Genomic DNA, 21,900 nt, shown 5'->3' with positions numbered 1-21,900 from the left:
ACGAACCAGAAGGCCCGCCCCTGCGAGTGGGGCGGGCCTTCTGCTGTGTCTCCGCGGATCAGGCCGCCGGAGCCGGCACGTACGGAGCGAGCTCCGCCGCCAGTTCCTCGTGGACCCGCGCCTTCAGCAGGGTGCCCTCCGGGGTGTGCTCCTCGGAGAGGACCTCACCGTCGGCGTGGGCGCGCGCCACCAGCCGGCCGAGCGTGTAGGGCACGAGGGCCTCCAGCTCGACCGAGGGGTGCGGCAGCTCGACGTCGATGAGCGCGAGCAGCTCCGCGATGCCCTGGCCCGTACGGGCCGAGACCGCGATGGAGCGCTTCTCGTTGCGCATCAGCCGCTGGAGCACCAGCGGGTCGGCCGCGTCCGCCTTGTTGATCACCACGATCTCGGGCACCTTGGTGGCGCCCACGTCACGGACGACCTCACGCACGGCGGCCAGCTGCTCCTCCGGCGCCGGGTGCGAACCGTCCACCACGTGCAGGATCAGGTCGGAGTCGCCGACCTCCTCCATCGTGGAGCGGAACGCCTCGACGAGGTGGTGCGGCAGATGCCGTACGAAGCCGACGGTGTCCGCCAGCGTGTACAGCCGCCCGCTCGGGGTCTCGGCCCGGCGCACGGTCGGGTCGAGGGTCGCGAACAGTGAGTTCTCGACGAGTACGCCCGCGCCCGTGAGGCGGTTGAGCAGCGAGGACTTGCCGGCGTTGGTGTAACCGGCGATCGCGACCGAGGGCACCTTGTTCCGGCGGCGCTCCTGGCGCTTGATGTCACGGCCGGTCTTCATGTCCGCGATCTCCCGGCGCATCTTCGCCATCTTCTCGCGGATACGACGCCGGTCGGTCTCGATCTTGGTCTCACCGGGACCACGGGTGGCGAGGCCACCGCCCGAGCCGCCGCCCATCTGACGGGACAGCGACTGACCCCAGCCGCGGAGCCTCGGCAGCATGTACTGCATCTGCGCGAGAGCCACCTGCGCCTTGCCCTCACGGGACTTGGCGTGCTGGGCGAAGATGTCGAGGATCAGGGCCGTCCGGTCGATGACCTTGACCTTGACGACGTCTTCGAGGTGGATGAGCTGGCCCGGAGACAGTTCACCGTCGCAGATGACGGTGTCCGCGCCGGTTTCGAGCACGATGTCCCGCAGCTCGTTGGCCTTGCCGGAACCGATGTACGTGGCCGCGTCCGGCTTGTCCCGGCGCTGGATGACTCCGTCGAGCACGAGCGCTCCCGCGGTCTCCGCGAGGGCGGCCAGCTCGGCCAGTGAGTTGTCCGCGTCGGTCGCGGTCCCCGAGGTCCACACACCGACGAGTACCACGCGCTCCAGACGGAGCTGCCGGTACTCGACCTCGGTGACGTCCTCAAGCTCGGTGGAGAGGCCCGCGACGCGGCGCAGGGCCGCACGCTCGGAGCGGTCGAACTGGTCACCGTCCCGCTCTCCGTCGATCTCATGGCTCCAGGCGACGTCCTCTTCCATCAGGGCATCGGCCCGAAGACCGTCGGGGTGGTTCTGCGCAACGCTCTGTGTGTCCTGGGAAGGGGAAGAAGAGGAGGTCATTGGGTCCTTACGTCGATGGGGATACCGGGGTGACGGACTCCTCGCCCGTCACCAGCTCAACGCCCGGGGCCGCCGGGAGATTCCCGCCCGGGGCCACGAGGCCGCGCCGCCGACCTGAAGTGTCGCCGACGTGAAGATGTTCGCACGGCACGCCCCGTCTCGTCACTCCAATTCCCGGGGGTTACGGGGCACGCCGTGCGGGAATCGCCGGGCGCGCTGCGCCGGGGTCACCCGGCGCGTTTGGCGGCCTTCTCGGCGGGCGCCGCGCTCTTCCAGTCCGGGTGTCCGGGCATGGGCGGCGTCTTCTCCGCGTAGAGCCACGCCTTGAAGAAGCCGCTCAGATCGCGGTCCGCGATGCCCGTGGCCAGACGTTCGAAGTCCGCGGTGTCGGCGACACCGTCGTGGTGGGTGCTCACCCAGGTGCGCTCCAGCTGCTCGAAGGCCGGGCGGCCGATCTCCTCGCGCAGCGCGTACAGGACGAGGGCGCTGCCGTCGTAGACGTTCGGGCGGAAGATGCTGAGCTTCTCGCCGGGCTCGGCCTCCTTCGGGGCGGCGGGCGGGCCGCCTGCCCTGCGCCAGGTGTCGGACGACCGGTAGGCGGCCTTCATCCGGGCCTCCATGGGCCGGTCGGCCTTCTCCTCGGCGAAGAGTGCCTCGTACCAGGTGGCGTGTCCCTCGTTGAGCCACAGGTCAGACCAGGTGCGCGGGGAGACGCTGTCGCCGAACCACTGGTGGGCCAGTTCGTGCACCATGATCGACTCGACGTACCACTTCGGGTACTCGGACCGGGCGAAGAGTTCCCGCTCGAAGAGGGAGAGCGTCTGCGTCTCCAGTTCGAAGCCGGTACGCGCCTCGGCGATGAGCAGCCCGTACGTCTCGAAGGGGTAGTCGCCGACCTTCCCCTGCATCCAGGCGATCTGGTCGGGGGTCTTCTTGAGCCACGGCTCCAGGAGCTCGCGGTCCTTCGTGGGGACCACATCGCGTACGGGGAGGCCGTCGGGGCCGTTTCTGCGCACTACGGAGGAGCGGCCGATGGACACCTGGGCCAGCTCGGTGGCCATGGGGTGTTCGGTGCGGTAGGTCCAGGTGGTGCCCGCGGCCCGGCGGGTCGCCCCTACGGGGAGTCCGTTGGCGACGGCCGTGTAGCCGTCGGGGACGGTGACCCGGATGGTGAACATCGCCTTGTCCGAAGGATGGTCGTTGCCGGGGAAGACGCGGTGTCCGGCGTCGGCCTGGTTGGCCATCGCCAGACCGTCCTTCGTCTGCACCCAGCCGCTCTGCTGGTCCTTCGTGGAGACCGGGTCGCTGTCGTGGTGCACGGTGACGCGCATCGGGATGCCGGGCGGCAGCGTTTCGGCTGGCGTGACGACCAGGTCCTCGCCGGCACTGCGGAACTCCGCGGGCTCGCCGTCGACCTCGACGGATCGCACTGTCCCGTGCGAGTAGTCAAGATTGAACTGCTCCAGCCATTCCGTCGTTCGGGCCTCGATGACGGTGACGGCCGGCAGCGGCTTGGTGTTGCTTCCGGAGTAGGTGAACGCCAGGTCGTACGCGGTGACGTCGTACCCGGGGTTGCCCAGGTGGGGGAAGAGACGGTCACCGATACCGAGCGGTGACGGTGCGGGGGCGCTCGCGGCGATGAGGCAGACGGAGGCGGCGGAGGCGAGCAGCGCGGTACTGAACCGCCGCTGCCGTCGCTGTCGGGGGGCCGTGGGGGCCGGCGTCCCGGCGCTGTGGGGGGTGGTGGTGCGGGTGCGCAGCATGGACCACGGCTATCAGCGCGCCGGTGGCCCGCAATGCCGACTCGCACCGAAGCCACCCGAACGGCCGCGCTCACGTCCCCTGGGGGAGTCTCTGGTGCCCGGCACCGGCGAGCGGGGGATGCCGTTTTGCCTCCAGGTTTGCCTTCAGAGGCGCGGAGGGCCCCGGAGGACAGCGTGGGCTTTCGTCTTCAGGGGCGCGGGGGCAGGCGCAGTCGTTCACCTTCAGGGCCGCGGGCGACAGCGCGGCCTTTCACCTTTAGGGGCGCGGGGAACTGCGCGACCAGCCACGACGCACCCGCACCCTGCAACCCGACCGCCCGCGCAGGGCAGGCGCCGTAAAAGGCCGCGAAGGCCAGCTACGAAGCCGCCGACTGGTGATGCGCCCGGCTGACATCGAAGACGCCAGGAACGTTCCGCATCGCCCGCATGAGGGCGGGAAGATGCGCGGCGTCAGGAAGCTGAAGCGTGTACGTATGGCGTACGCGCTGCTGACTGGGCGGTTCGACGGTTGCCGAGACGATGGCAACGCCCTCCAGGGCGATCGCTTCGGTGAGGTCGGCGAGCAGATGGGGCCGCCCGAAGGATTCCGCGAAGAGCGTGACCCGGCATTCGCTGCTGTCCCCCCAGCGCACCTCGACCTCCGCGCGCCCCACGCTCTTCATGCGCTCCACCGCGGCGCACTCCACGCGGTGCACGGTCACCACTCCCCCGCGCACGGAGAATCCGGTGATCCCGTCGGGCGGTACGGGCGTACAGCAGCCCGCGAGACGTACGGTCGCGCCGGGCCGGTCGGCGACGACGTCCGCGGCGGCCGGGCGTGCGGCGGGCCCGTCCGCGGCCGGGCGGCGGGTCTCGGCGGGGGCTTCGGACGGTGCGGCGGACGCCGGGTGCGCGGCCAGCCAGCGGGTGATGGCGATGCGCGCGACGGGCGTGTGCGCGTGCTCCAGCCACTCCCTGGAGGGCTCCGAGGCAGCGTCCTGGCCCATGAGCAGCTGAACGGTGTCGCCGTCGCTCAGAACCGTGCTCAGCCTCGCCAGGCGGCCGTTGACGCGTACGCCGATGCAGGCGTGCGCGTCCTCCCCGTACTGGGCGTAGGCGGCGTCCACACAGCTGGCGCCCGCGGGCAGTCCGAGTGTGCCTCCGTCGGGACGGAAGACCGTGATCTCCCGGTCCTGCGCGAGGTCCTCGCGGAGCGTGGACCAGAACGTGTCGGGGTCCGGCGCGGCCTCCTGCCAGTCGAGGAGACGGGACAGCCAGCCGGGGCGGGTGGGGTCGGCACGCTCACCGTCGGCGGCGCGGGAGCCGTCCCCGTCGGCCTGCTCCTCCGCGGAATCCACGGAGTCCGCAGGAGAGGCGTAGGGATTGCCGAGCGCGATGACGCCGGCCTCGGCGACCTTGTGCATCTGGTGCGTACGGATGAGGACTTCGGCGACCTGTCCGTCGGGGCGGGCCACGGCCGTGTGCAGCGACTGGTACAGGTTGAACTTGGGAACGGCGATGAAGTCCTTGAACTCCGAGACCACCGGGGTGAGACAGGTGTGCAGTTCGCCGAGGACCCCGTAACAGTCGGCGTCCTCGTTCACGAGAACCAGCAGGCGGCCGAAGTCGGCGCCGCGCAGCTCACCGCGTTTGCGCGAGACGCGGTGCACGGACACGAAGTGCCGTGGCCGGATGAGGACTTCGGCCTGAAGGCCGGCCTCGCGCAGTACTCCGCGCACCTCTTCGGCGATCTCGGCGAGGGGGTCGTCGGTGCGCGAGGAGTTCTCGACGATGAGTTCGCGGGTGTGGGCGTACTCCTCGGGGCGCAGGATCGCGAAGACCAGGTCCTCAAGCTCGGTCTTGAGCGCCTGAACACCCAGGCGTTCGGCGAGCGGGATGAGGACGTCACTGGTGACCTTGGCGATGCGTTCCTGCTTCTCGGGCCGCATGACTCCGAGGGTGCGCATGTTGTGCAGCCGGTCGGCGAGTTTGATCGACATCACGCGGACGTCGCTGCCGGTGGCGACGAGCATCTTGCGGAACGTCTCGGGCTCGGCGGCCGCTCCGTAGTCGACCTTTTCCAGCTTCGTCACGCCGTCGACGAGATAGCGGACCTCCTCGCCGAACTCGGCGCGCACCTGATCGAGCGTCACTTCCGTGTCCTCGACGGTGTCGTGGAGCAGGGAGGCGGTCAACGTCGTGGTCTCCGCGCCCAGTTCGGCGAGGATCAGCGTCACGGCGAGCGGGTGCGTGATGTAGGGCTCGCCGCTCTTGCGCATCTGACCGCGGTGGGAGGACTCGGCGAGGACATAGGCGCGGCGCAGCGGGTCGAGGTCGGCGTCGGGGTGGTGGGCCCGGTGGGCCTCGACCACATGGCCGATCGCGTCGGGCAGCCGGTCGCGGCCCGCGGGCCCCAGCAGCGCGGCCCGTCCCAGGCGCCGCAGGTCGATCCGGGGGCGGCCCCGCCTGCGCTGTACCGCGGGCGTGATGGGGCCGGGCGTCGCGGGGTTCGTGGCCTCCGCACTCATGGGCACCTCCGGCTGCGTTGACCGGCGGACGGGGCGCCCCATGGCGTACGCGGCTCTGGGGATGGCGTCGTTCCCCCGTCCGGGCCGGTCCTTGATGCTACCGAGCCCACCACGCCCGACTGACCGCCTCTAGCCGAGCGTGAAACGGATCACCCATTCGAGCGAAGGTTCAGGGGGTCGTGTTTTCGAGCCATTCGGTGTCGATCTCACCCTCTGCGACGATCACCGCGGGCCCGGTCATCTCGATCTCGCCGTCGGGCCGCTCGGTGATCACGAGCCGGCCGCCGGGCACGTCGACGGTGTATGTGGCCGGGGTGCCGGTCACCGCGGGGTCGACGCCGTCCCTGCGTGCGGCGGCGACGGCCACGGCGCACGCGCCCGTGCCGCACGAGCGGGTCTCTCCCGAGCCCCGCTCATGGACACGCAGAGCAACGTGATGAAGGCCACGGTCGACGACGAACTCGACGTTCACGCCGTCCGGGTACGCGGACAGTGGGCTGAACGGCGGTGGGGCGTACAGATGTCCGGCGTGGTCGAGGTCCTCCACGAAGGCGACGGCGTGGGGGTTGCCCATGTTCACGTTGCGGGCGGGCCAGCTGCGGTCTCCGACGGTCACGGTGACGTCGCCCTCCGGGAGGACCGCCTTGCCCATGCCGACGGTGATGTCGCCCTCCTTGGCGAGGTGCACGGTCTTCACGCCCGCGCGCGTGGCGACCGCGATGTCACCTTCCGCCACATGTCCGGCGCGCTGGAGGTAGCGCGCGAACACACGCACTCCGTTGCCGCACATCTCCGCGATCGAGCCGTCGCCGTTGCGGTAGTCCATGAACCATTCCGCTTCGGCCGCCATCGAGCGCGCCTCCGGGTGCGCGGCGGACCGTACGACGTGCAGCAGGCCGTCCCCGCCGATGCCCGCACGGCGATCGCACAGGGCCGCGGCGGTGGCCGGGGGCAGGTCGATGGTGTTCTCGGGATCCGGGACGATCACGAAGTCGTTCTCGGTCCCGTGCCCCTTGAGGAAGGCGATCCGCGTGCTCATTCCTCGATCGTAAGGGGTCGGTACGACAGCCCGGCATGCCTGCCGGTCGCGGCAGCCCTGCCGACCGGTCCGGCCGACGACAGCGCGGGCGCGATGCCCTGCCACGACGGGCCAGGAGGATTCCCTGAGCGCCTCAGCGCAGGCGGGCCACGCGCCACACCGCGAGCACCACGACCGCGGCGACGAGGACGGCGTACGCGATCGCGACGCGCCAGTCGGGGCGGCGGCCGGAACCGCGCTGCGGCACGCCGGGCCACGTGTAACCCACGCGGCGGGCGGCCATCATCCCCCAGCCCGCGGCGCAGGAGCAGAGCAGCAGGCCGAGCATGGCGATCATGGCTCCGCTGTCGCCGAAGTCGAAGGCCAGCGGGAAGGCGAACATCAGGGAGCCGAGAGCGGCGAGGCTCACGATGGGAGCGAGCTGCCAGATGCGCATGCGGCGCTGCGGGCGCAGCTCCACCTCGACCTCGGGCCCCGGGTACATCTCGTCGGGCTCGGGACCGTCCGCGGTCACACCGCCGATGATCTCGTCGGGGCCGTCCGGGCTCAGCCTGTCCCCGTCAGGGTCCTGCTGGTCCTGTGCGGTGTCGTGCACCCCGCCTGTGACGGTGTCCTGCTCCGCGCCTGGTGCGGTGTCACGAGGGCCGGCCTCCATCGCCACGCGCCCTCCCCACTCGGACTCCACTTGGTCGATCGAAGCTCGATGATGGCACGGTCGCAGAGGCCCGGATGACGGCCGGAGCGTCCCGATGCCAGGACGTGATCAGGCTGTGACCGGTCGTTCGACCAACGCCAGCGCAAGCTGCGGAAGTTCTGTGAGATCCGCCGCGGCCCCACTGAGCCAATGCACCCGCGGATCGCGTCTGAACCAGGAATCCTGACGGCGCGCGAAGCGCTTGGTGGCACGTACGGTCTCGGCCCGCGCCTCGTCGTCGGTGCACTCCCCGGAGAGCGCCGTGAGCATCTGCTGGTAGCCGAGCGCGCGCGACGCCGTACGCCCCTCACGCAACCCTTGCGCCTCCAGTGCGCGCACTTCCTCGCCGAGGCCGCCCTCCCACATGCGGTCCACGCGGCGGGCGATGCGCTCGTCGAGTTCGGGGCGCGCCACGTCGACACCGATCTGCAGGGTGTCGTAGACGGAGTCGTGGCCCGGGAGGTTGGCGGTGAAGGGCCTGCCGGTGATCTCGATGACTTCGAGGGCCCGGACGATACGGCGGCCGTTACTCGGCAGGATCGCGTGGGCGGCCTCGGGGTCGGCGACGGCCAGCCGGGCGTGCAGGGCGCCGGAGCCCCGCAGGGTGAGCTCCTCCTCCAGACGGGCCCGTACCTCGGGATCCGTACCGGGGAATTCGAGGTTGTCGACGGCACCCCGGACGTACAGGCCGGAGCCGCCGACGAGGATCGGCCAGCGGCCCTCCGCGAGCAGCGCGTCAATGCGGATGCGCGCGAGCCGCTGGTACTCGGCGACGCTCGCCGTCACCGTCACGTCCCAGATGTCCAACAGGTGGTGGGGAACACCGCCGCGCTCCTCGGGCGTCAGCTTGGCGGTGCCGATGTCCATCCCCCGGTAGAGCTGCATCGAGTCTGCGTTGACGACCTCACCGCCGAGGCGCCGGGCGAGATGGACGCCGAGATCGGACTTACCGGCCGCGGTGGGACCTACGACGGCGATGACCCGCGGAGCGGGAGCTGCTCTACTCACCGTCACAGTCTCGCAAACCTCGGGCCTACTTCTCGAACGAGCTACGTGACGGTACGGGGCCGAGGTCGTTGCCTGTTGCGAGGTTCCAGCCGCCGGTTTCGAGGACCGGTGACCCCGGGCGACGCAATGGGACGCACCGGGCGACGCGGAATTTCGCCCACACGAGCAGGGTATGGAGACGAAATGGGTGTTTTTGCATGGCTTCTTCGCAAAGAGAGGTCTGAATCCCAAGGGTCTGAGGAGGCGTCGGCCACCGAGGCGCAGACGGACGGTCTGAAGGCCGGATCCGAGGCGGAGAAGCAGACGGAAGCGGGGGCTGAGCCGGTTTCGGCCGACGCGGAGGCCGCGGCCGTCGAGGCCGACGCCGACACCGCTCTCGTCGAGCCGGGCGCCGAGGTCGAGGCCGCTTCTTCGAGCGTGTCCGCGACCGCGACCGCGACCACGTCCGTGGCGGCTGGCGCGGCTGCGGAGTCCGCCGAGAGCGGCGAGGCCGCGGTGGAGGCCGTCGAGATCCCCAAGCAGCAGTCCGCCGAGAAGGCGGCCGACAGCGAGGTCGGCGAGAACGCCCGTCAGTGACGGCGTGACGCCTTCGTCGCGCGCGTGGGGGTCACGCTCGGCGTTCTGCGCGACCACACTTCGGCGGACGGCCTCGGAGCGATCGTGACTCCGGGGCGTCCGCCGTGTTCGCACCGGCGCCTGACCCCTGCGGGGGGCTCTGCGGACTGTGCGGGCTCGCCGGGGGGTCTTTCAACTGCGGGTGCGCTGTGGCTGGTCGCGCCGTTCCCCGCGCCCCTGAGGGGCGGCTGGGTGGGCGCGGTGTGGCAGGTGCTCGGCATTGTGGGCGCTCGGGGCTCGTGTGTCGTTCTTACCAGTGCCGAGCCGTCGTGGCCGGGCGCACGGTTCCCCGCGCCCCCGAGGGGCCCGGCAGGGGCGGGGCTGGCAGGCGCTCGGCGCGATCGCCCCTAGCCCCGTCCCCTGCCCTGCCCTGCCCTCTGAACCCTCGCGCAGTCTTTTCGCTTTTAGGGGCGCGGGGAACTGCGCGAGCAACCCCCACCGGCCTGCAGATTCAATGGGCGGGCGGACCCCAGGGGCGCGGGGAACTGCGCAATCTTTTGACTTCGCCCCCGCACCCGCACCCGCCCCCGCACCCCGTGACGCTACGACCAGGTCGCGACCACGTAGCCGACGCCGTAGGGGGCGTCCTCGTACAGCAGGGTGCCGTTCAGGGCCGCGTCCTGGGCCGCGCCCGCCAGTACCTGCCAGGGGGCCCGGCCCGACGCCTTCAGTTCGTGTGCCAGCTCCGCGTCCAGGGACTTCAGGGCGGCCACGTCCGCCGTTCCCAGCGCACGTGCGACCTCCGCGTCGAAGTCGGCCGCCCGCTCGTCCAGATAGCCGGGCGCCTTGAGCGTGCGGCACGCGCTGGAGTCGCCCATCACCAGCAGTGCCACTCTCCCGGGGCCGGCAGCGATCTGCTGCCCGACCTGGATACACCGCTCGGCGGCGAGTGGTTCCCCCACGCCGATGCCCTCGACGGGAGCACCGGACCAGTCCGTACGGCCGAGCAGCCAGGCGGCGACCGCCAGGGAGGCCGGCAGCACTCGTCCGACGGCCGTGGAGGAGGGCTCGGCCGGGCTCTCGGGCGCCCCGGTTCCGCTCCGGCGTCCGTTTCCGCCGAGCCGCACGTCGAGGTCGACGCCGAAGCCGCGGAACGAACCGTGCGAGCCCTCCGGATGCGGCCCGCGCCCGCTCTCCTCGGCGGGTCCGACGACCACCAGCCGGTCCGGGCGGGCGGCGGCCAGTACCCCCAGGGCGTCCGTGCAGGCGGCACGTGCGGCGTCGAGTTCGGGCGCGGCCCCCGCGGCCACGTCGGGCACGAGCAGGGGCGGACAGGGGCACACGGCGGCGGCGACAAGCATGATCGGCAGCGTAACCCCGCGCGGCGGCCGGGTGTCAGTCCTCGATCAGCACGTCGGTCAGGTCGATGAGGGTGAGCACGAGGACGACCAGTTTGCCGTCGCTGATCACGTACTCGACGAACAGGTTGCGCGACAACGCGATCTCCCGCGTGGCCTCGTCACCTCGGACGGAATGGGAGAGCTTGTGCCGCGGCTCGGTCACCAGTATGGCCAGGCCGCGCTCCAGCACGTCGCGCCGGTCGGCGGGCAGGCTGTCACGTACCTGGGCGGCCTCTTCGGTGAACGCAACTCTGTAGGGCAACACGTGATGCTCCTTCCCACCCGTAATGTGCCAGGCCGTCAGTCCAGGCCGCAACCACTGCCCGTGGCCACCGGCAGCGGCTCCGGGACGCCGATCTGCGGCAGGCCCAGCATGACGCCGACCGGCTTCGCGGCCTCGGCGGTGTTGCGCTTCTCCCAGGCGTCCCCCGCGCGCGTGCGGCGCACGTCCAGCGTGGCTCCCTCGGCGAGGAGGTGGTGCGGGGCCGCGTACGTGATCTCCACGGTGACGACGTCCCCGGGGCGGACCTCGGTGTCGGGCTTGGTGAAGTGCACCAGGCGGTTGTCGGGGGCGCGGCCGGAGAGGCGGTGCGTGGCGCCGTCCTTGCGGCCCTCGCCCTCCGCGACCATCAGCTCCAGCGTGCGGCCGACCTGCTTCTTGTTCTCGTCCCAGGAGATCTCCTCCTGGAGGGCCGACAGGCGCATGTAGCGCTCCTGCACGACCTCCTTGGGGATCTGCCCCTCCATGGTGGCCGCCGGGGTTCCGGGGCGCTTGGAGTACTGGAACGTGAACGCCTGCGCGAAGCGGGCCTCGCGGACCGCGTGGAGGGTCTGCTCGAAGTCCTCCTCGGTCTCGCCGGGGAAGCCCACGATGATGTCGGTGGTGATCGCGGCGTGCGGGATCGAGGCACGGACCTTGTCGATGATCCCGAGGAACCGGTCCTGCCGGTACGAGCGGCGCATCGCCTTCAGGACGGTGTCCGAACCGGACTGCATCGGCATGTGGAGCTGCGGCATGACGTTCGGGGTCTCGGCCATCGCGGCGATCACGTCGTCCGTGAAGTCGCGCGGGTGCGGCGAGGTGAAGCGCACCCGCTCCAGGTCGTCGATCTTCCCGCAGGCCCGCAGGAGCTTGCTGAAGGCCTGCCGGTCGCCGATGTCGGAGCCGTAGGCGTTCACGTTCTGCCCGAGCAGGGTGATCTCGGAGACGCCTTCGCCGACGAGGGCCTCGATCTCGGCGAGGATGTCGCCGGTCCTGCGGTCCTTCTCCTTGCCTCGCAGCGCCGGGACGATGCAGAACGTGCACGTGTTGTTGCAGCCGACGGAGATGGACACCCAGGCCGCGTACGCGCTCTCGCGGCGGGTCGGCAGCGTCGACGGGAACGCCTCCAGCGACTCGGCGATCTCCACCTGCGCCTCTTCCTGGACGCGGGCGCGCTCCAGGAGGACGGGGAGTTTGCCGATGTTGTGCGTCCCGAAGACGACGTCCACCCAGGGCGCCCTCTTCACGATGGTGTCGCGGTCCTTCTGGGCGAGACAGCCGCCGACGGCGATCTGCATGCCGGGCCGCTTCGTCTTCATCGGCGCGAGCCTGCCGAGGTTCCCGTAGAGACGGTTGTCGGCGTTCTCCCGCACCGCGCAGGTGTTGAAGACGACGACGTCGGCGTCACCGTCGGAGCCTTCGGGAGCGCGTACGTAACCGGCGCCCTCCAGCAGCCCGGACAGCCGCTCGGAGTCGTGGACGTTCATCTGACATCCGTAAGTGCGCACTTCATACGTTCTGGTCAGGTCCACTGCCCGGCTCCGGTCACTGCTGCTCATGTGACAAGGGTAGGTGGTGCCCGGAGTGCACCCCGCCCCATGGGTCCCGCGTGCGCCCCACCTCAGGGAGCCCCGCGTGCGCTCCGTAGGCACCGCCCTGGTCATCCGGGCCGGTGAGCTGGCAGGATCGCGGCATGTTCCAGGCGCTCTCCCCCCTCGGCCGACGCCGGGCCCTGCAGGGTTCGGTCGCCGCCTTCGTGGCCTTCGGGCTGCTCCTGTGGTGGCTGCTGCCGCTGGGCGAGAGCTCGCCGGGCGGAAAGGTCGTCTTCAGCACGGGGACACGGACCGGCGTGTACCAGCTGTACGGAAACCTGCTGCAGGACGCGCTCGCCAAGGACATGCCGCGCCTGGAGGTCGACCTGGAACAGAGCGAGGGCTCCCAGGAGAACGTGGAACGGGTGGCGACCGGAGAGGCCGACTTCACCATCGCGGCGGCCGACGCGGTCGAGAAGTACAGGAACAGCGGCAAACCCGGCGCGGACCAGCTGCGCGGCTGCGCGCGGCTGTACGACGACTACGTGCACGTGGTCGTTCCCCAGGACTCTCCGGTGGACTCCATCGCGGACCTGAAGGGCAAGAGGGTGGCGATGGGGCAGGCGGGCTCCGGGGTGCTCCTGATCGCGGAGCACGTGCTGGCGGCGGCCGACCTCGTGCCGAAGGACGTCAAGCCGGTGTACGCCGGTATCTCGGAGATGCCGGAGATGCTGGAGACGAAGCAGATCGACGCGTTCTTCTGGTCCGGCGGGCTCCCGACCGGCGCCGTGAGCGAGCTCTCCAAGCGGTTCGACATCAAGCTGGTCCCGATCCCGGCCGACCTGGTCGCGAAACTGCACAAGCCGGGCGCGGGGTCCAGCTACTACCGGTCGGCCCTCATGCCGGCGGACACCTATCACGGGGACCGCAACGATGTCGCGGTACCGACGGTGGCCGTGGCGAACCTGCTGGTGACGCGCGCCGGGACGGACGCGACGCTCACCGAGGGAATGACCAGGACAGTGATCAACAGCCGCGACCGCATCGGCAAACGGGTACACGCCGCGCAGCGCGTGGACCTCAGGACCGCCATCTACACCGACCCTCTGGACCTGCACGAGGGCGCACAGCGCTACTACCGCTCGAACAAGCCGTAGCCGCTCGACCGGAGACGACTCCTGGGCGCACCGCCTTCGGCCCGCTGGAGCCGGCCCTCTATAGGCCCTCTGAGGCCCCTGTACGCCCGCTCAGGCCCCGAGCATCGTCCGGGGGACCGTCACGGTCACCTTCAGGCCGTGCGGCTCGTGGTGGGCGTATGCGATGGAGCCGCCGCCCGCTGAGAGCAGCGCCCGGGAGATCGACAGGCCGAGTCCTGAGCCCTTGATGTTCTGGTGGCCCGCGCTGCGCCAGAAGCGGTCGCCGACGCGGGCCAGGTCCTCGTCGCTCAGACCGGGTCCGTGGTCGGTGACGACGATCGTCGAGACCTCACCGTTCGAGGCCACCGCGACCTCGACGGACTCCCCCTCGGGCGTGAACTTCAGTGCGTTGTCGATGACCGCGTCCAGGGCGCTGGACAGGGCGACGGCATCGACCCAGGCGGTCGTTGCCGGGCACGTACCGACGAGCGTCACGCCCTTGTCGTCGGCGACCGGCGACCAGGACGCCACACGTTCGGCGGTGAGCTCGCCGATGTCGGTGAGCCGCAGGTCAGCGTCGGCGTGCTCGGCGAGAGCGAGGTCCAGGAGGTCGTCCAGGACGTGGGCCAGGCGCTTGCCCTCCGTACGGACGGCAGCGATCTCCTCGTTGCCCTCGGGCAGTTCCAGCGCGAGCAGTTCGATGCGCAGCAGCAGGGCGGACAGAGGGTTGCGCAGCTGGTGCGAGGCGTCGGCGACGAAGGCGCGCTGCTGCTCCAGTACCTCCTGGACGTTGTCGGCCATCTCGTTGAAGGACCGGGCCAGCCGTCGAAGCTCCGGCGGTCCGCCGGCGGCGGCGACCCGGGACTTCAGGCGGCCCGTCGCGATGTCGTGCGTGGTGGCGTCGAGGACGCGCACGGGCCGCAGCACCCAGCCGGTCAGCCGCAGCGCGGCGCCGAGGGCGAGGAGCATCGCGCCGATCTCGCCGGCGCCGATGACGAGCCAGCCGTGCAGGATCCTGGACCGCATCTGTCCGGTGGGAGAGTCTGTGACCACGACCGCGACGACGTCACCGTCCCTGATGACGGGGGATGCCACGACGAGACGGTCCCGCTGCCACGGCCAGACCTGCTCCGGGTCGTGGCTGCGGCGGCTCTGGAGCGCTTCGTCGAAGGCCGCGCGGATCTCGCCCTTCCTGGGGATGGTCCAGTCCTCGGGCGCGTTGGCCATGATGTCGTCGTCGCGGTAGAAGACGCCCGCGTTGATCCCGTACAGCCGCTGGTACGTGCCGAGTTCCTGCCGGAGCGTCTCGCCGCGCTGTTCGGTGGCGCTGACCCGTGAGCCCTCCGGGCGGTCGGCCACGAACTGTGCCAGGGACGCGAAGCGTGCCGTGTCGTCGATGCGGTCGACGACCACCTTCTGCTGCTGGGCGGCCGCCAGGCTCGCGGCGAGGGGTATGCCCAGGGCGAGCAGGATGGCCGCCATCAGGACGATGAGCAGCGGAAGAAGGCGTGTGCGCACCGGGACCCGCTACGCGGCGGGCGCGACGAGCCGGTAGCCGACGCCGCGCACGGTCTCGATCAGGGCCGGCATGCGCAGCTTGGAACGCAGTGACGCGACATGCACCTCCAGGGTGCGGCCGGTCCCCTCCCAGCTGGTGCGCCAGACCTCGCTGATGATCTGCTCCCTCCGGAACACCACTCCGGGCCGCTGGGCGAGAAGTGCCAGCAGGTCGAACTCCTTGCGGGTCAGTTGGACGACCGAACCGTCGACGCTGACCTGCCGGGTGGGCAGCTCGATGCGTACGGGTCCGAGGTGCAGCGCGTCGTCGCCGGGGGTCGCCGCGTCGTCGGGGACGGTGCGCCGGGCGACGGCGTGGATACGGGCGAGGAGTTCCCCGGTGTCGTAGGGCTTCACCACGTAGTCGTCGGCACCGAGGTTGAGCCCGTGGATCCGGGAGCGTACGTCCGCGCGCGCGGTGACCATGATGACGGGCGTGCTGGTCCGCTTGCGGATCTTGCCGCAGACCTCGTATCCGTCCTGGTCGGGCAGGCCGAGGTCGAGGAGCACCACTCCGAAGCCGTTGCCCTCCGGGACGAGGGCCTGGAGGGCCTCCTCGCCGCTGCGGGCGTGGGTGACGGCGAAGCCGTGGCGGGCGAGGACCGCGGACAGAGCGGCTGCTACGTGGTTGTCGTCCTCGACGAGGAGCAGTCTCATTACGGCCCCCTTCAGTTCATCGTTCGTACGTTCACTGTGGATAGACATGCGTTCTCGGTGGTCGGTGACGGCCACGCGCGCGTGTCCCCTGGCAGTCAGGCCGATGGACGCGGACGGCGTCAAGCATGTTCGGGGCGCGGCCCGCATCCGTTACGCAGCCGGTACGCGCCCGAAGCGGCCTTCACGAAGAGTGTCCGTTCGCCGCCGGATCGTTATGCTCAATTTCCCCTCAGATGTAATGACGCTGATCGTGCGGCGTTACTACTGTCCTCCGCAACCGAGGAGGACGGAGCTAGAGGCCGATGACCGAAGTATCGGTGACCAAGGACGCCCTGCCCGCGACCGATGATCTGGTCGTACTGAAGAACGTGAACAAGCATTTCGGTGCGTTGCACGTACTTCAGGACATCGATCTGACCATCGCCCGCGGTGAGGTTGTCGTGGTCATCGGACCCTCCGGGTCCGGAAAGTCCACCCTGTGTCGCGCGATCAATCGCCTGGAGTCGATCGAGTCGGGATCGATCACGATCGACGGAAAGCCCCTGCCCGAGGAGGGCAAGGCACTCGCCCGCCTGCGTGCAGACGTCGGCATGGTCTTCCAGTCGTTCAATCTGTTCGCGCACAAGACAGTGCTCGAAAACGTGATGCTGGGCCAGATCAAGGTTCGTAAGGCGGACAAGAAGGACGCCGAGGAGAAGGCCCGCGGTCTGCTCGACCGGGTGGGTGTGTCCGCCCAGGCGGACAAGTACCCAGCGCAGCTCTCCGGCGGGCAGCAGCAGCGTGTCGCGATCGCCCGGGCGCTGGCGATGGGCCCCAAGGTCATGCTCTTCGACGAGCCGACGTCGGCTCTCGACCCAGAGATGATCAACGAGGTCCTGGAAGTCATGCAGCAGCTCGCGCGTGACGGAATGACGATGGTCGTAGTCACCCACGAGATGGGATTCGCCCGTTCGGCGGCCAACCGCGTCGTCTTCATGGCGGACGGACGCATCGTCGAAGAGGCTGTGCCGGACCAGTTCTTCAGCAACCCGCGCAGCGACCGGGCGAAGGACTTTCTGTCGAAGATCCTGCACCACTGACGACCTACGGCACCCGCACGCCGGATCGCACTTCTTCACCACTCAAAGGATGTTCACCATGAAGCTCCGCAGGGTCACCGCCGCCTCGGCCGCCGTCCTCGCACTCGCTGTCGCCGCCACCGCGTGCGGTTCCGACGACAAGGACGACAGCAGCAGCTCCTCCTCCGGGGGTGGCAACAAGAAGATCACCGTCGGCATCAAGTTCGACCAGCCCGGCATCGGCCAGAAGACGCCGGACGGCTACACGGGCTTCGACGTGGATGTCGCGACGTACGTGGCCAAGCAGCTCGGCTACAGCGAGGACCAGATCCAGTGGAAGGAAGCGAAGAGCGCCGACCGCGAGACCATGCTCCAGCGTGGTGACGTCGACTTCATCGCCGCCTCCTACTCGATCAACGACGAGCGCGCCGCGAAGGTCGACTTCGCCGGCCCGTACCTCCTCGCCCACCAGGACGTGCTGGTCCGCGCCGACGACAAGGACATCAAGTCGCCGGAGGACCTCAACAGCAAGAAGCTGTGTTCGGTCACCGGCTCGACCTCGGCGCAGAACGTCAAGGACAAGCTCGCCCCGAAGGCCCAGCTGCAGCAGTACCCGACGTACTCCGCGTGTCTGACCGGTCTGCAGAGCGGCGCCATCGACGCGCTGACCACGGACGACTCGATCCTCGCGGGTTACGCCTCGCAGTCGAACTTCAAGGGCAAGTTCAAGCTCGGCGGCTTCAAGATGACCAACGAGAACTACGGCATCGGCGTGAAGAAGGGCAGTGACCTCAAGGCGAAGATCGACAGCGCCCTGGAGAAGATGGTCTCCGACAAGTCGTGGGACAAGGCCGTCGAGGCCAACTTCGGCCCGGCCGGCTACAAGAACGAGCCCGCCCCGAAGATCGGCAACGTCGTCAAGTAAAGCGGATCCGACCTGACCGGTGCGTCGTCCTCGTGGGGCGGCGCACCCGTCAGGAGGGCCCTCCCCACACGCGGAAGCACGGGAGATCGTGTTCGATTTTCTTGAAGGTTACAACCTGTGGGAAGCCTTCTGGACGACGGTGCAGCTGACCGTTCTGTCCGCCGTCGGCTCCCTGATCTGGGGAACTCTGCTGGCCGCCATGCGGGTCGGCCCGGTGCCTCTGATGCGCGGTTTCGGTACCGCCTATGTCAATGTCGTGCGGAACATTCCGCTTACGGTAATCATCCTGTTCGCGTCCTTGGGTCTTAATCAGACGTTCGGCGCCACCCTCGGCTCGAACGAGATCGACACCACCAACTTCCGGCTCGCGGTGCTCGGTCTGATCCTCTACACCTCGGCGTTCGTGTGTGAGGCGCTGCGGTCCGGCATCAACACGGTGCCCGTGGGCCAGGCCGAGGCCGCACGTGCCCTCGGTCTGAACTTCACGCAGGTGATCAGTCTGATCGTGCTGCCGCAGGCGTTCCGTTCGGTCGTCGGTCCGCTGGCGAACGTCCTGATCGCGTTGACGAAGAACACCACGGTGGCCGCCGCGATCGGCGTCGCCGAGGCGGCGCTGCTGATGAAGGAGATGATCGAGAACGAGGCTCAACTCGTCCTGATCTCCGCGGTCTTCGCGTTCGGATTCGTGTGTCTGACACTGCCGACCGGTCTGATCCTCGGCTGGGTGAGCAAGAAGGTGGCGGTGAAACGATGAGCTCGGTCCTCTATGACGCGCAGGGCCCCAAAGCCAAGCGGCGGAACCTCGTCATCTCGGTGGTGTTCGTCGCCGTCCTCGCCGCGGTGCTGTGGTGGATGTACGGCGTGCTGGACGAGAAGGGCCAGCTCGCGTGGGATCTGTGGAAGCCCTTCTTCCACGGAGAGGCCTGGAGCACCTACCTCTGGCCGGGGCTGCAGAACACCCTGAAGGCCGCGGCGCTCGCCATGATCATCGCCCTGCCGCTCGGAGCGGTCCTCGGTATCGCGCGGCTGTCCGACCATGTATGGGTGCGGGTCCCGGCCGGTGTGGTGGTGGAGTTCTTCCGCTCCATCCCGGTGCTGGTCCTGATGATCTTCGGTCTGGCGCTGTTCTCCGAGTACACGAACGTCAGCACGGACGACCGTCCGCTGTACGCGGTCGTCACGGGTCTGGTGCTGTACAACGCCTCCGTCCTCGCCGAGATCGTCCGGGCGGGCATCCTCTCGCTGCCCAGGGGACAGGCTGAGGCCGCGTCGGCCATCGGCCTGCGCAAGAACCAGACCATGCGGTTCATCCTGCTGCCGCAGGCGGTCACGGCGATGCTGCCGGCGATCGTCAGCCAGCTCGTGGTGATCGTGAAGGACACCGCACTCGGCGGCGCGGTCCTCACCTTCTCCGAGCTGATGGCCTCTGTCAGCCCGATGAGCGCGTACTACGGCGCCAACACCCTGGCCAGCTTCACGGTCGTGGCGTTGATCTTCATCGCGATCAACTTCTCACTCACGAGCTTCGCGAGCTGGCTGGAACGCCGGCTGCGCCAGGCGAAGAAGTCCACCGGCGCGGTCGTCACCGCGGACGCGGTGGAGGAGCTCAGCACGCCGGGTGAACACGTGGACGGCCAGAAGTAGGCAAGTCCTGCTAACAGGGCACGTCCGGCGTAGAACTGACGAGATGTGAGCAACCGGAGGCAGTGGCGTCGTCGCCACTGCCTCCGTCACTTGACGCAAGCACCGGCAATAGGTTGCATACGTTCTGTGATCGTGTACCCCGCTCCACCTGCAAGTCCCGGTAGGACACTCAGTACGCCGCTCCGGGCAGGGGGCACCGCGCCGTGGACCCGGTGATCATCGTCGGAGCGGGGCCCGTAGGACTCACGCTCGCACTGGCGCTGGCGCGTCAGGAAGTCCCCTCGGTCGTCCTGGACGAGGGCCCCGGCAAAGACGAACAGCGGCTCGCGCGCACGGCTGTCCTGCGCGAGGACACGGCCGCGCTGATCGGGCGCCTGACGGGCTTCCCCGTCGCCGAAACGGGCTTCCGTTGGGCCGGATGGCGGTCGATGCGGCGCAAGCAGGTGATGCGGGAGATCACGTTCGGCGAGGACGATCCCGCGCTGCTGCACCTGCCCCAGCACGTGCTGACCGCCGCCCTGCGCGAGGCGATCGGGACCGAACGCCTGGTCAGGGTCTCCGTGGAGAGCCGTCTCGACTCCCTTGAGCAGGAAGCCGCCGGCGTCACCGCGCACACCCGGGGCCCCAAGGGGACCTGGTGGCGCGGCAGCTACCTCGTCGGCTGCGACGGACCTCGCTCGACGGTACGCAAGCTTCAGGACATCCGCTTCCCGGGACGTACGGCCGTGGAACGCCACGCCGTCGCCGCACTGCGTACGGAACTCCCTTGGCCCGGCGAAGCGTTGCTGCACCGCACGCCACCGTGGCGCAGCTCGGGTCCTCCCGTATCCGAGGTCATCGCGCGCCCCCTCGCCGACGACGTGTGGCGCATGGACTGGCTGCTGCCGCCGGGCAAGGACCTGGTCACACCGGACCTGCTGGTGGCACGCGTCCGGGAGACCCTCGCGGGCTGGTGCGGGGGCACCACCCCGCCGTACGAGCTGCTCGACACCGGGGTCCACACGGTCCACCACCGGCTTGCGCGGCGCTGGCGGGCCGGCCGGGTCTTCCTCGCCGGGGACTCGGCGCATCTGCTCGGCGCACTCGGCACCCAGGGCCTCGACGAGGGGCTGCGGGACGCCGACAACCTCGCGTGGAAGCTGGCCCTCGCCTGGCACCACGGTCCGCACGAGGCACTGCTCGACAGCTACCAGGTGGAGCGGCGCGCGATCGTCGCCGCGCGCCTGCGCGCCGCCGACCAGGCACTGCCGCTGCTGCGGGGCGGAGGACTGCGTTCCGCGGTGCCCGGGGCGGCCCGCGGCCATGACGCGCTCCTCACGGACGGACACCTGGGGCGCGGTCCACTGGGCACGCCGGGGGCGTACGCCGATTCACCGCTCGCACCTCCGTACGCCGAGTCCGCGGTCGAGGTCGACACGGCGCCAGGTGCCTCGATCACCGACGTGCAGGTGACGGCCGAGGACGGTTCGTCCGTGGCCCTGCGGGACCGGCTCGGCCGGGGCGCGCTGCTCGTGCTGCTGATCGCGCCGGGGACCGTGGTGTGGGACCGCAAGCACTGGGTGACGGCCGGGATCATGCCGCGGCTCGCCGCCGCCGTGACCGCGCTGCCGCACCGGGCCGAGCTGCTGGTCGCCGAGAGCTACCCGGGCGCGGCGGCGCACACCGTGCTGCTGATCCGCCCGGACGGACACCTGGTCACGGCGTTCGGCGGGGTGCGCCCCGCCGATCTGTACGAGGCCGCGGAGGCGGCACTGGGTGGCCCCCGGAACACGGCGGAGGCGCCCGCGGGCAAGTCCTGAGAGGGGCTTGTTGCCCCTGTGAAGAGGGCCGCTGTCCAACCAATGACACTGAGTTGACCGGCCCGCACCGTCATGGTGTACTCCGGATCGTGACCGACACCTGTGTGCGCCTGTGGCGGAGGGTCCATATGGACCTCGTCCGCTATGCGGGCTGCGTGTGTCGCCCGTCCTGCTGAATTCGCATCCTCTGCAATCTCGCGCGTGAGGCCCATCGGCTGCCGCGCGCACCCACGCGAACGCTCGTCAGGACGGTACCCGTGTCTGTGTCACCCTCTGTTCCCGCTTCCGCCGGTTCCACCGCCTCCACCGAGGCCCGTACTCCCACCCAGGCCGAGCTCCTGGACTTCGTACGGCGCACGGCCGCCGACGCCGAACTGATCGCCTCCCTGCCGCTCGATCCCGAGGGCCGTACGTGGGTACGCCTCGAAGGTCCCGGCGGCAGCGAGGCCTGGCTCATCGGCTGGCCGCCCGGTACGGGCACCGGCTGGCACGACCACGCCGAGTCGGTGGGCGCTTTCCTCACCGCGTCCGGCGAACTCAAGGAGAACTCGCTCGTCGCACGGCTGCCCACCGACGGCTGGAAGACCCTCGAACTCAACGAGGGAATCGACCGTGAGCGCCGGCTGACGGCCGGCAAGGGCCGCTCGTTCGGCCAGCACCATGTGCACGAGGTGCTCAACGAGTCCACCGAGGAGCACGCCGTCTCCGTGCACGCGTACTACCCGCCGCTCCCCCGCATCAGCCGCTACAGCCGTGTCGGCCAGGTCCTGCGCCTGGAGCAGGTCGAGCGCCCCGAGGACTGGCAGTGACGA

The 21,900-nt window shown here is 69.8% G+C and carries 20 protein-coding genes; 9 read left to right on the top strand and 11 right to left on the bottom strand.

The annotated features are described in order from the left end of the window. Window positions 1-58: 58 nt before the first annotated feature. From hflX to miaA, 6 genes are all read right to left on the bottom strand, one after another. Window positions 59-1,552, bottom strand: coding sequence for a GTPase HflX (gene hflX / locus ACZ60E_RS37160; protein ID WP_384798710.1), 1,494 nt, complete (start codon window positions 1,550-1,552; stop codon window positions 59-61). A 227-nt stretch (window positions 1,553-1,779) separates the two neighbouring features. Next, window positions 1,780-3,315, bottom strand: a complete 1,536-nt coding sequence (locus tag ACZ60E_RS37155; RefSeq protein ID WP_469446314.1) for a M1 family metallopeptidase — start codon at window positions 3,313-3,315, stop codon at window positions 1,780-1,782. A 356-nt stretch (window positions 3,316-3,671) separates the two neighbouring features. Next, a complete protein-coding gene (locus ACZ60E_RS37150; RefSeq protein ID WP_469446312.1) occupies window positions 3,672-5,822 on the bottom strand; it encodes a RelA/SpoT family protein in 2,151 nt (716 codons plus the stop codon). A gap of 169 nt (window positions 5,823-5,991) precedes the next feature. Beyond that, window positions 5,992-6,861 (bottom strand): diaminopimelate epimerase, encoded by an 870-nt coding sequence (dapF, locus tag ACZ60E_RS37145; protein WP_384798719.1) that lies wholly within the window; start codon window positions 6,859-6,861, stop codon window positions 5,992-5,994. Between the two features lie 133 nt (window positions 6,862-6,994). Further along, complete coding sequence (locus ACZ60E_RS37140) at window positions 6,995-7,516, bottom strand: hypothetical protein (protein WP_384798828.1); 522 nt, start codon at window positions 7,514-7,516, stop codon at window positions 6,995-6,997. A 108-nt stretch (window positions 7,517-7,624) separates the two neighbouring features. Next, the gene (miaA, locus tag ACZ60E_RS37135; RefSeq protein WP_453792564.1) at window positions 7,625-8,563 is read right to left on the bottom strand and encodes a tRNA (adenosine(37)-N6)-dimethylallyltransferase MiaA; all 939 of its coding nucleotides are present in this window, start codon (window positions 8,561-8,563) and stop codon (window positions 7,625-7,627) included. A 183-nt stretch (window positions 8,564-8,746) separates the two neighbouring features. Between miaA and ACZ60E_RS37130 the strand changes: the two genes are divergently transcribed. Beyond that, window positions 8,747-9,139, top strand: coding sequence for a hypothetical protein (locus ACZ60E_RS37130; RefSeq protein WP_469446310.1), 393 nt, complete (start codon window positions 8,747-8,749; stop codon window positions 9,137-9,139). 581 nt (window positions 9,140-9,720) lie between these two features. Here the strand turns inward: ACZ60E_RS37130 and ACZ60E_RS37125 are convergent. The 3 genes from ACZ60E_RS37125 to miaB are packed head-to-tail and all read right to left on the bottom strand — an operon-like array spanning window position 9,721 to window position 12,339. Next, window positions 9,721-10,479, bottom strand: a complete 759-nt coding sequence (locus ACZ60E_RS37125; RefSeq protein ID WP_469446308.1) for a class III extradiol dioxygenase subunit B-like domain-containing protein — start codon at window positions 10,477-10,479, stop codon at window positions 9,721-9,723. Between the two features lie 34 nt (window positions 10,480-10,513). Continuing rightward, on the bottom strand, window positions 10,514-10,783 hold the full coding sequence (locus ACZ60E_RS37120; protein WP_210889269.1) for a hypothetical protein: 270 nt from the start codon (window positions 10,781-10,783) through the stop codon (window positions 10,514-10,516). Between the two features lie 35 nt (window positions 10,784-10,818). Then, complete coding sequence (miaB, locus tag ACZ60E_RS37115) at window positions 10,819-12,339, bottom strand: tRNA (N6-isopentenyl adenosine(37)-C2)-methylthiotransferase MiaB (RefSeq protein ID WP_469446306.1); 1,521 nt, start codon at window positions 12,337-12,339, stop codon at window positions 10,819-10,821. 134 nt (window positions 12,340-12,473) lie between these two features. Between miaB and ACZ60E_RS37110 the strand changes: the two genes are divergently transcribed. Continuing rightward, a complete protein-coding gene (locus ACZ60E_RS37110; RefSeq protein ID WP_469446304.1) occupies window positions 12,474-13,469 on the top strand; it encodes a TAXI family TRAP transporter solute-binding subunit in 996 nt (331 codons plus the stop codon). 90 nt (window positions 13,470-13,559) lie between these two features. Here ACZ60E_RS37110 and ACZ60E_RS37105 read toward each other — a convergent pair whose 3' ends face one another. Together ACZ60E_RS37105 and ACZ60E_RS37100 are read right to left on the bottom strand one after the other, a co-directional pair. Next, entirely contained in the window at window positions 13,560-14,966 is a 1,407-nt protein-coding gene (locus ACZ60E_RS37105) for a sensor histidine kinase (RefSeq protein ID WP_384798738.1), read from the bottom strand. A 9-nt stretch (window positions 14,967-14,975) separates the two neighbouring features. After that, window positions 14,976-15,662: a response regulator transcription factor gene (locus ACZ60E_RS37100; protein WP_384798741.1), complete on the bottom strand. Its 687-nt coding sequence runs from the start codon at window positions 15,660-15,662 to the stop codon at window positions 14,976-14,978. Window positions 15,663-15,964: 302 nt separating this feature from the next. On the opposite strand from ACZ60E_RS37100, the gene ACZ60E_RS37095 reads away from it, so the two are divergent. The 7 genes from ACZ60E_RS37095 to ACZ60E_RS37065 all read left to right on the top strand — a co-directional run bounded on the left by ACZ60E_RS37095 (window position 15,965) and on the right by ACZ60E_RS37065 (window position 21,897). Next, window positions 15,965-16,741, top strand: coding sequence for an amino acid ABC transporter ATP-binding protein (locus tag ACZ60E_RS37095; RefSeq protein ID WP_384798744.1), 777 nt, complete (start codon window positions 15,965-15,967; stop codon window positions 16,739-16,741). A gap of 58 nt (window positions 16,742-16,799) precedes the next feature. Then, the gene (locus ACZ60E_RS37090) at window positions 16,800-17,645 is read left to right on the top strand and encodes a glutamate ABC transporter substrate-binding protein (protein ID WP_384798747.1); all 846 of its coding nucleotides are present in this window, start codon (window positions 16,800-16,802) and stop codon (window positions 17,643-17,645) included. Window positions 17,646-17,733: 88 nt separating this feature from the next. Continuing rightward, window positions 17,734-18,399 (top strand): amino acid ABC transporter permease, encoded by a 666-nt coding sequence (locus ACZ60E_RS37085; protein ID WP_384798750.1) that lies wholly within the window; start codon window positions 17,734-17,736, stop codon window positions 18,397-18,399. Then, a complete protein-coding gene (locus ACZ60E_RS37080) occupies window positions 18,396-19,289 on the top strand; it encodes an amino acid ABC transporter permease (RefSeq protein ID WP_384798753.1) in 894 nt (297 codons plus the stop codon). The genes ACZ60E_RS37085 and ACZ60E_RS37080 overlap by 4 nt, the downstream gene beginning before the upstream one ends. A gap of 203 nt (window positions 19,290-19,492) precedes the next feature. After that, a complete protein-coding gene (locus tag ACZ60E_RS37075) occupies window positions 19,493-21,088 on the top strand; it encodes an FAD-dependent monooxygenase (protein WP_469446301.1) in 1,596 nt (531 codons plus the stop codon). 89 nt (window positions 21,089-21,177) lie between these two features. Next, a complete protein-coding gene (locus ACZ60E_RS37070; protein WP_313960178.1) occupies window positions 21,178-21,264 on the top strand; it encodes a putative leader peptide in 87 nt (28 codons plus the stop codon). Between the two features lie 81 nt (window positions 21,265-21,345). After that, window positions 21,346-21,897, top strand: a complete 552-nt coding sequence (locus ACZ60E_RS37065) for a cupin domain-containing protein (protein WP_453792553.1) — start codon at window positions 21,346-21,348, stop codon at window positions 21,895-21,897. Window positions 21,898-21,900: the final 3 nt, after the last annotated feature.

The sequence above is a fragment of the Streptomyces sp. NPDC102514 genome, assembly GCF_055584525.1.
This window is presented reverse-complemented; position numbering and strand designations above follow the sequence as displayed.

Coding starts and splice junctions, on each gene's coding strand:
- ACZ60E_RS37125 (WP_469446308.1), bottom strand. CDS start 10,479: ATGCTTGTCGCCGCCGCCGTGTGCCCCTGTCCGCCCCTGCTCGTGCCC.
- ACZ60E_RS37155 (WP_469446314.1), bottom strand. CDS start 3,315: ATGCTGCGCACCCGCACCACCACCCCCCACAGCGCCGGGACGCCGGCC.
- ACZ60E_RS37080 (WP_384798753.1), top strand. CDS start 18,396: ATGAGCTCGGTCCTCTATGACGCGCAGGGCCCCAAAGCCAAGCGGCGG.
- ACZ60E_RS37110 (WP_469446304.1), top strand. CDS start 12,474: ATGTTCCAGGCGCTCTCCCCCCTCGGCCGACGCCGGGCCCTGCAGGGT.
- dapF (WP_384798719.1), bottom strand. CDS start 6,861: ATGAGCACGCGGATCGCCTTCCTCAAGGGGCACGGGACCGAGAACGAC.
- ACZ60E_RS37150 (WP_469446312.1), bottom strand. CDS start 5,822: ATGAGTGCGGAGGCCACGAACCCCGCGACGCCCGGCCCCATCACGCCC.
- ACZ60E_RS37090 (WP_384798747.1), top strand. CDS start 16,800: ATGAAGCTCCGCAGGGTCACCGCCGCCTCGGCCGCCGTCCTCGCACTC.
- miaB (WP_469446306.1), bottom strand. CDS start 12,339: ATGAGCAGCAGTGACCGGAGCCGGGCAGTGGACCTGACCAGAACGTAT.
- ACZ60E_RS37100 (WP_384798741.1), bottom strand. CDS start 15,662: ATGAGACTGCTCCTCGTCGAGGACGACAACCACGTAGCAGCCGCTCTG.
- ACZ60E_RS37095 (WP_384798744.1), top strand. CDS start 15,965: ATGACCGAAGTATCGGTGACCAAGGACGCCCTGCCCGCGACCGATGAT.
- ACZ60E_RS37130 (WP_469446310.1), top strand. CDS start 8,747: ATGGGTGTTTTTGCATGGCTTCTTCGCAAAGAGAGGTCTGAATCCCAA.
- ACZ60E_RS37140 (WP_384798828.1), bottom strand. CDS start 7,516: ATGGAGGCCGGCCCTCGTGACACCGCACCAGGCGCGGAGCAGGACACC.
- hflX (WP_384798710.1), bottom strand. CDS start 1,552: ATGACCTCCTCTTCTTCCCCTTCCCAGGACACACAGAGCGTTGCGCAG.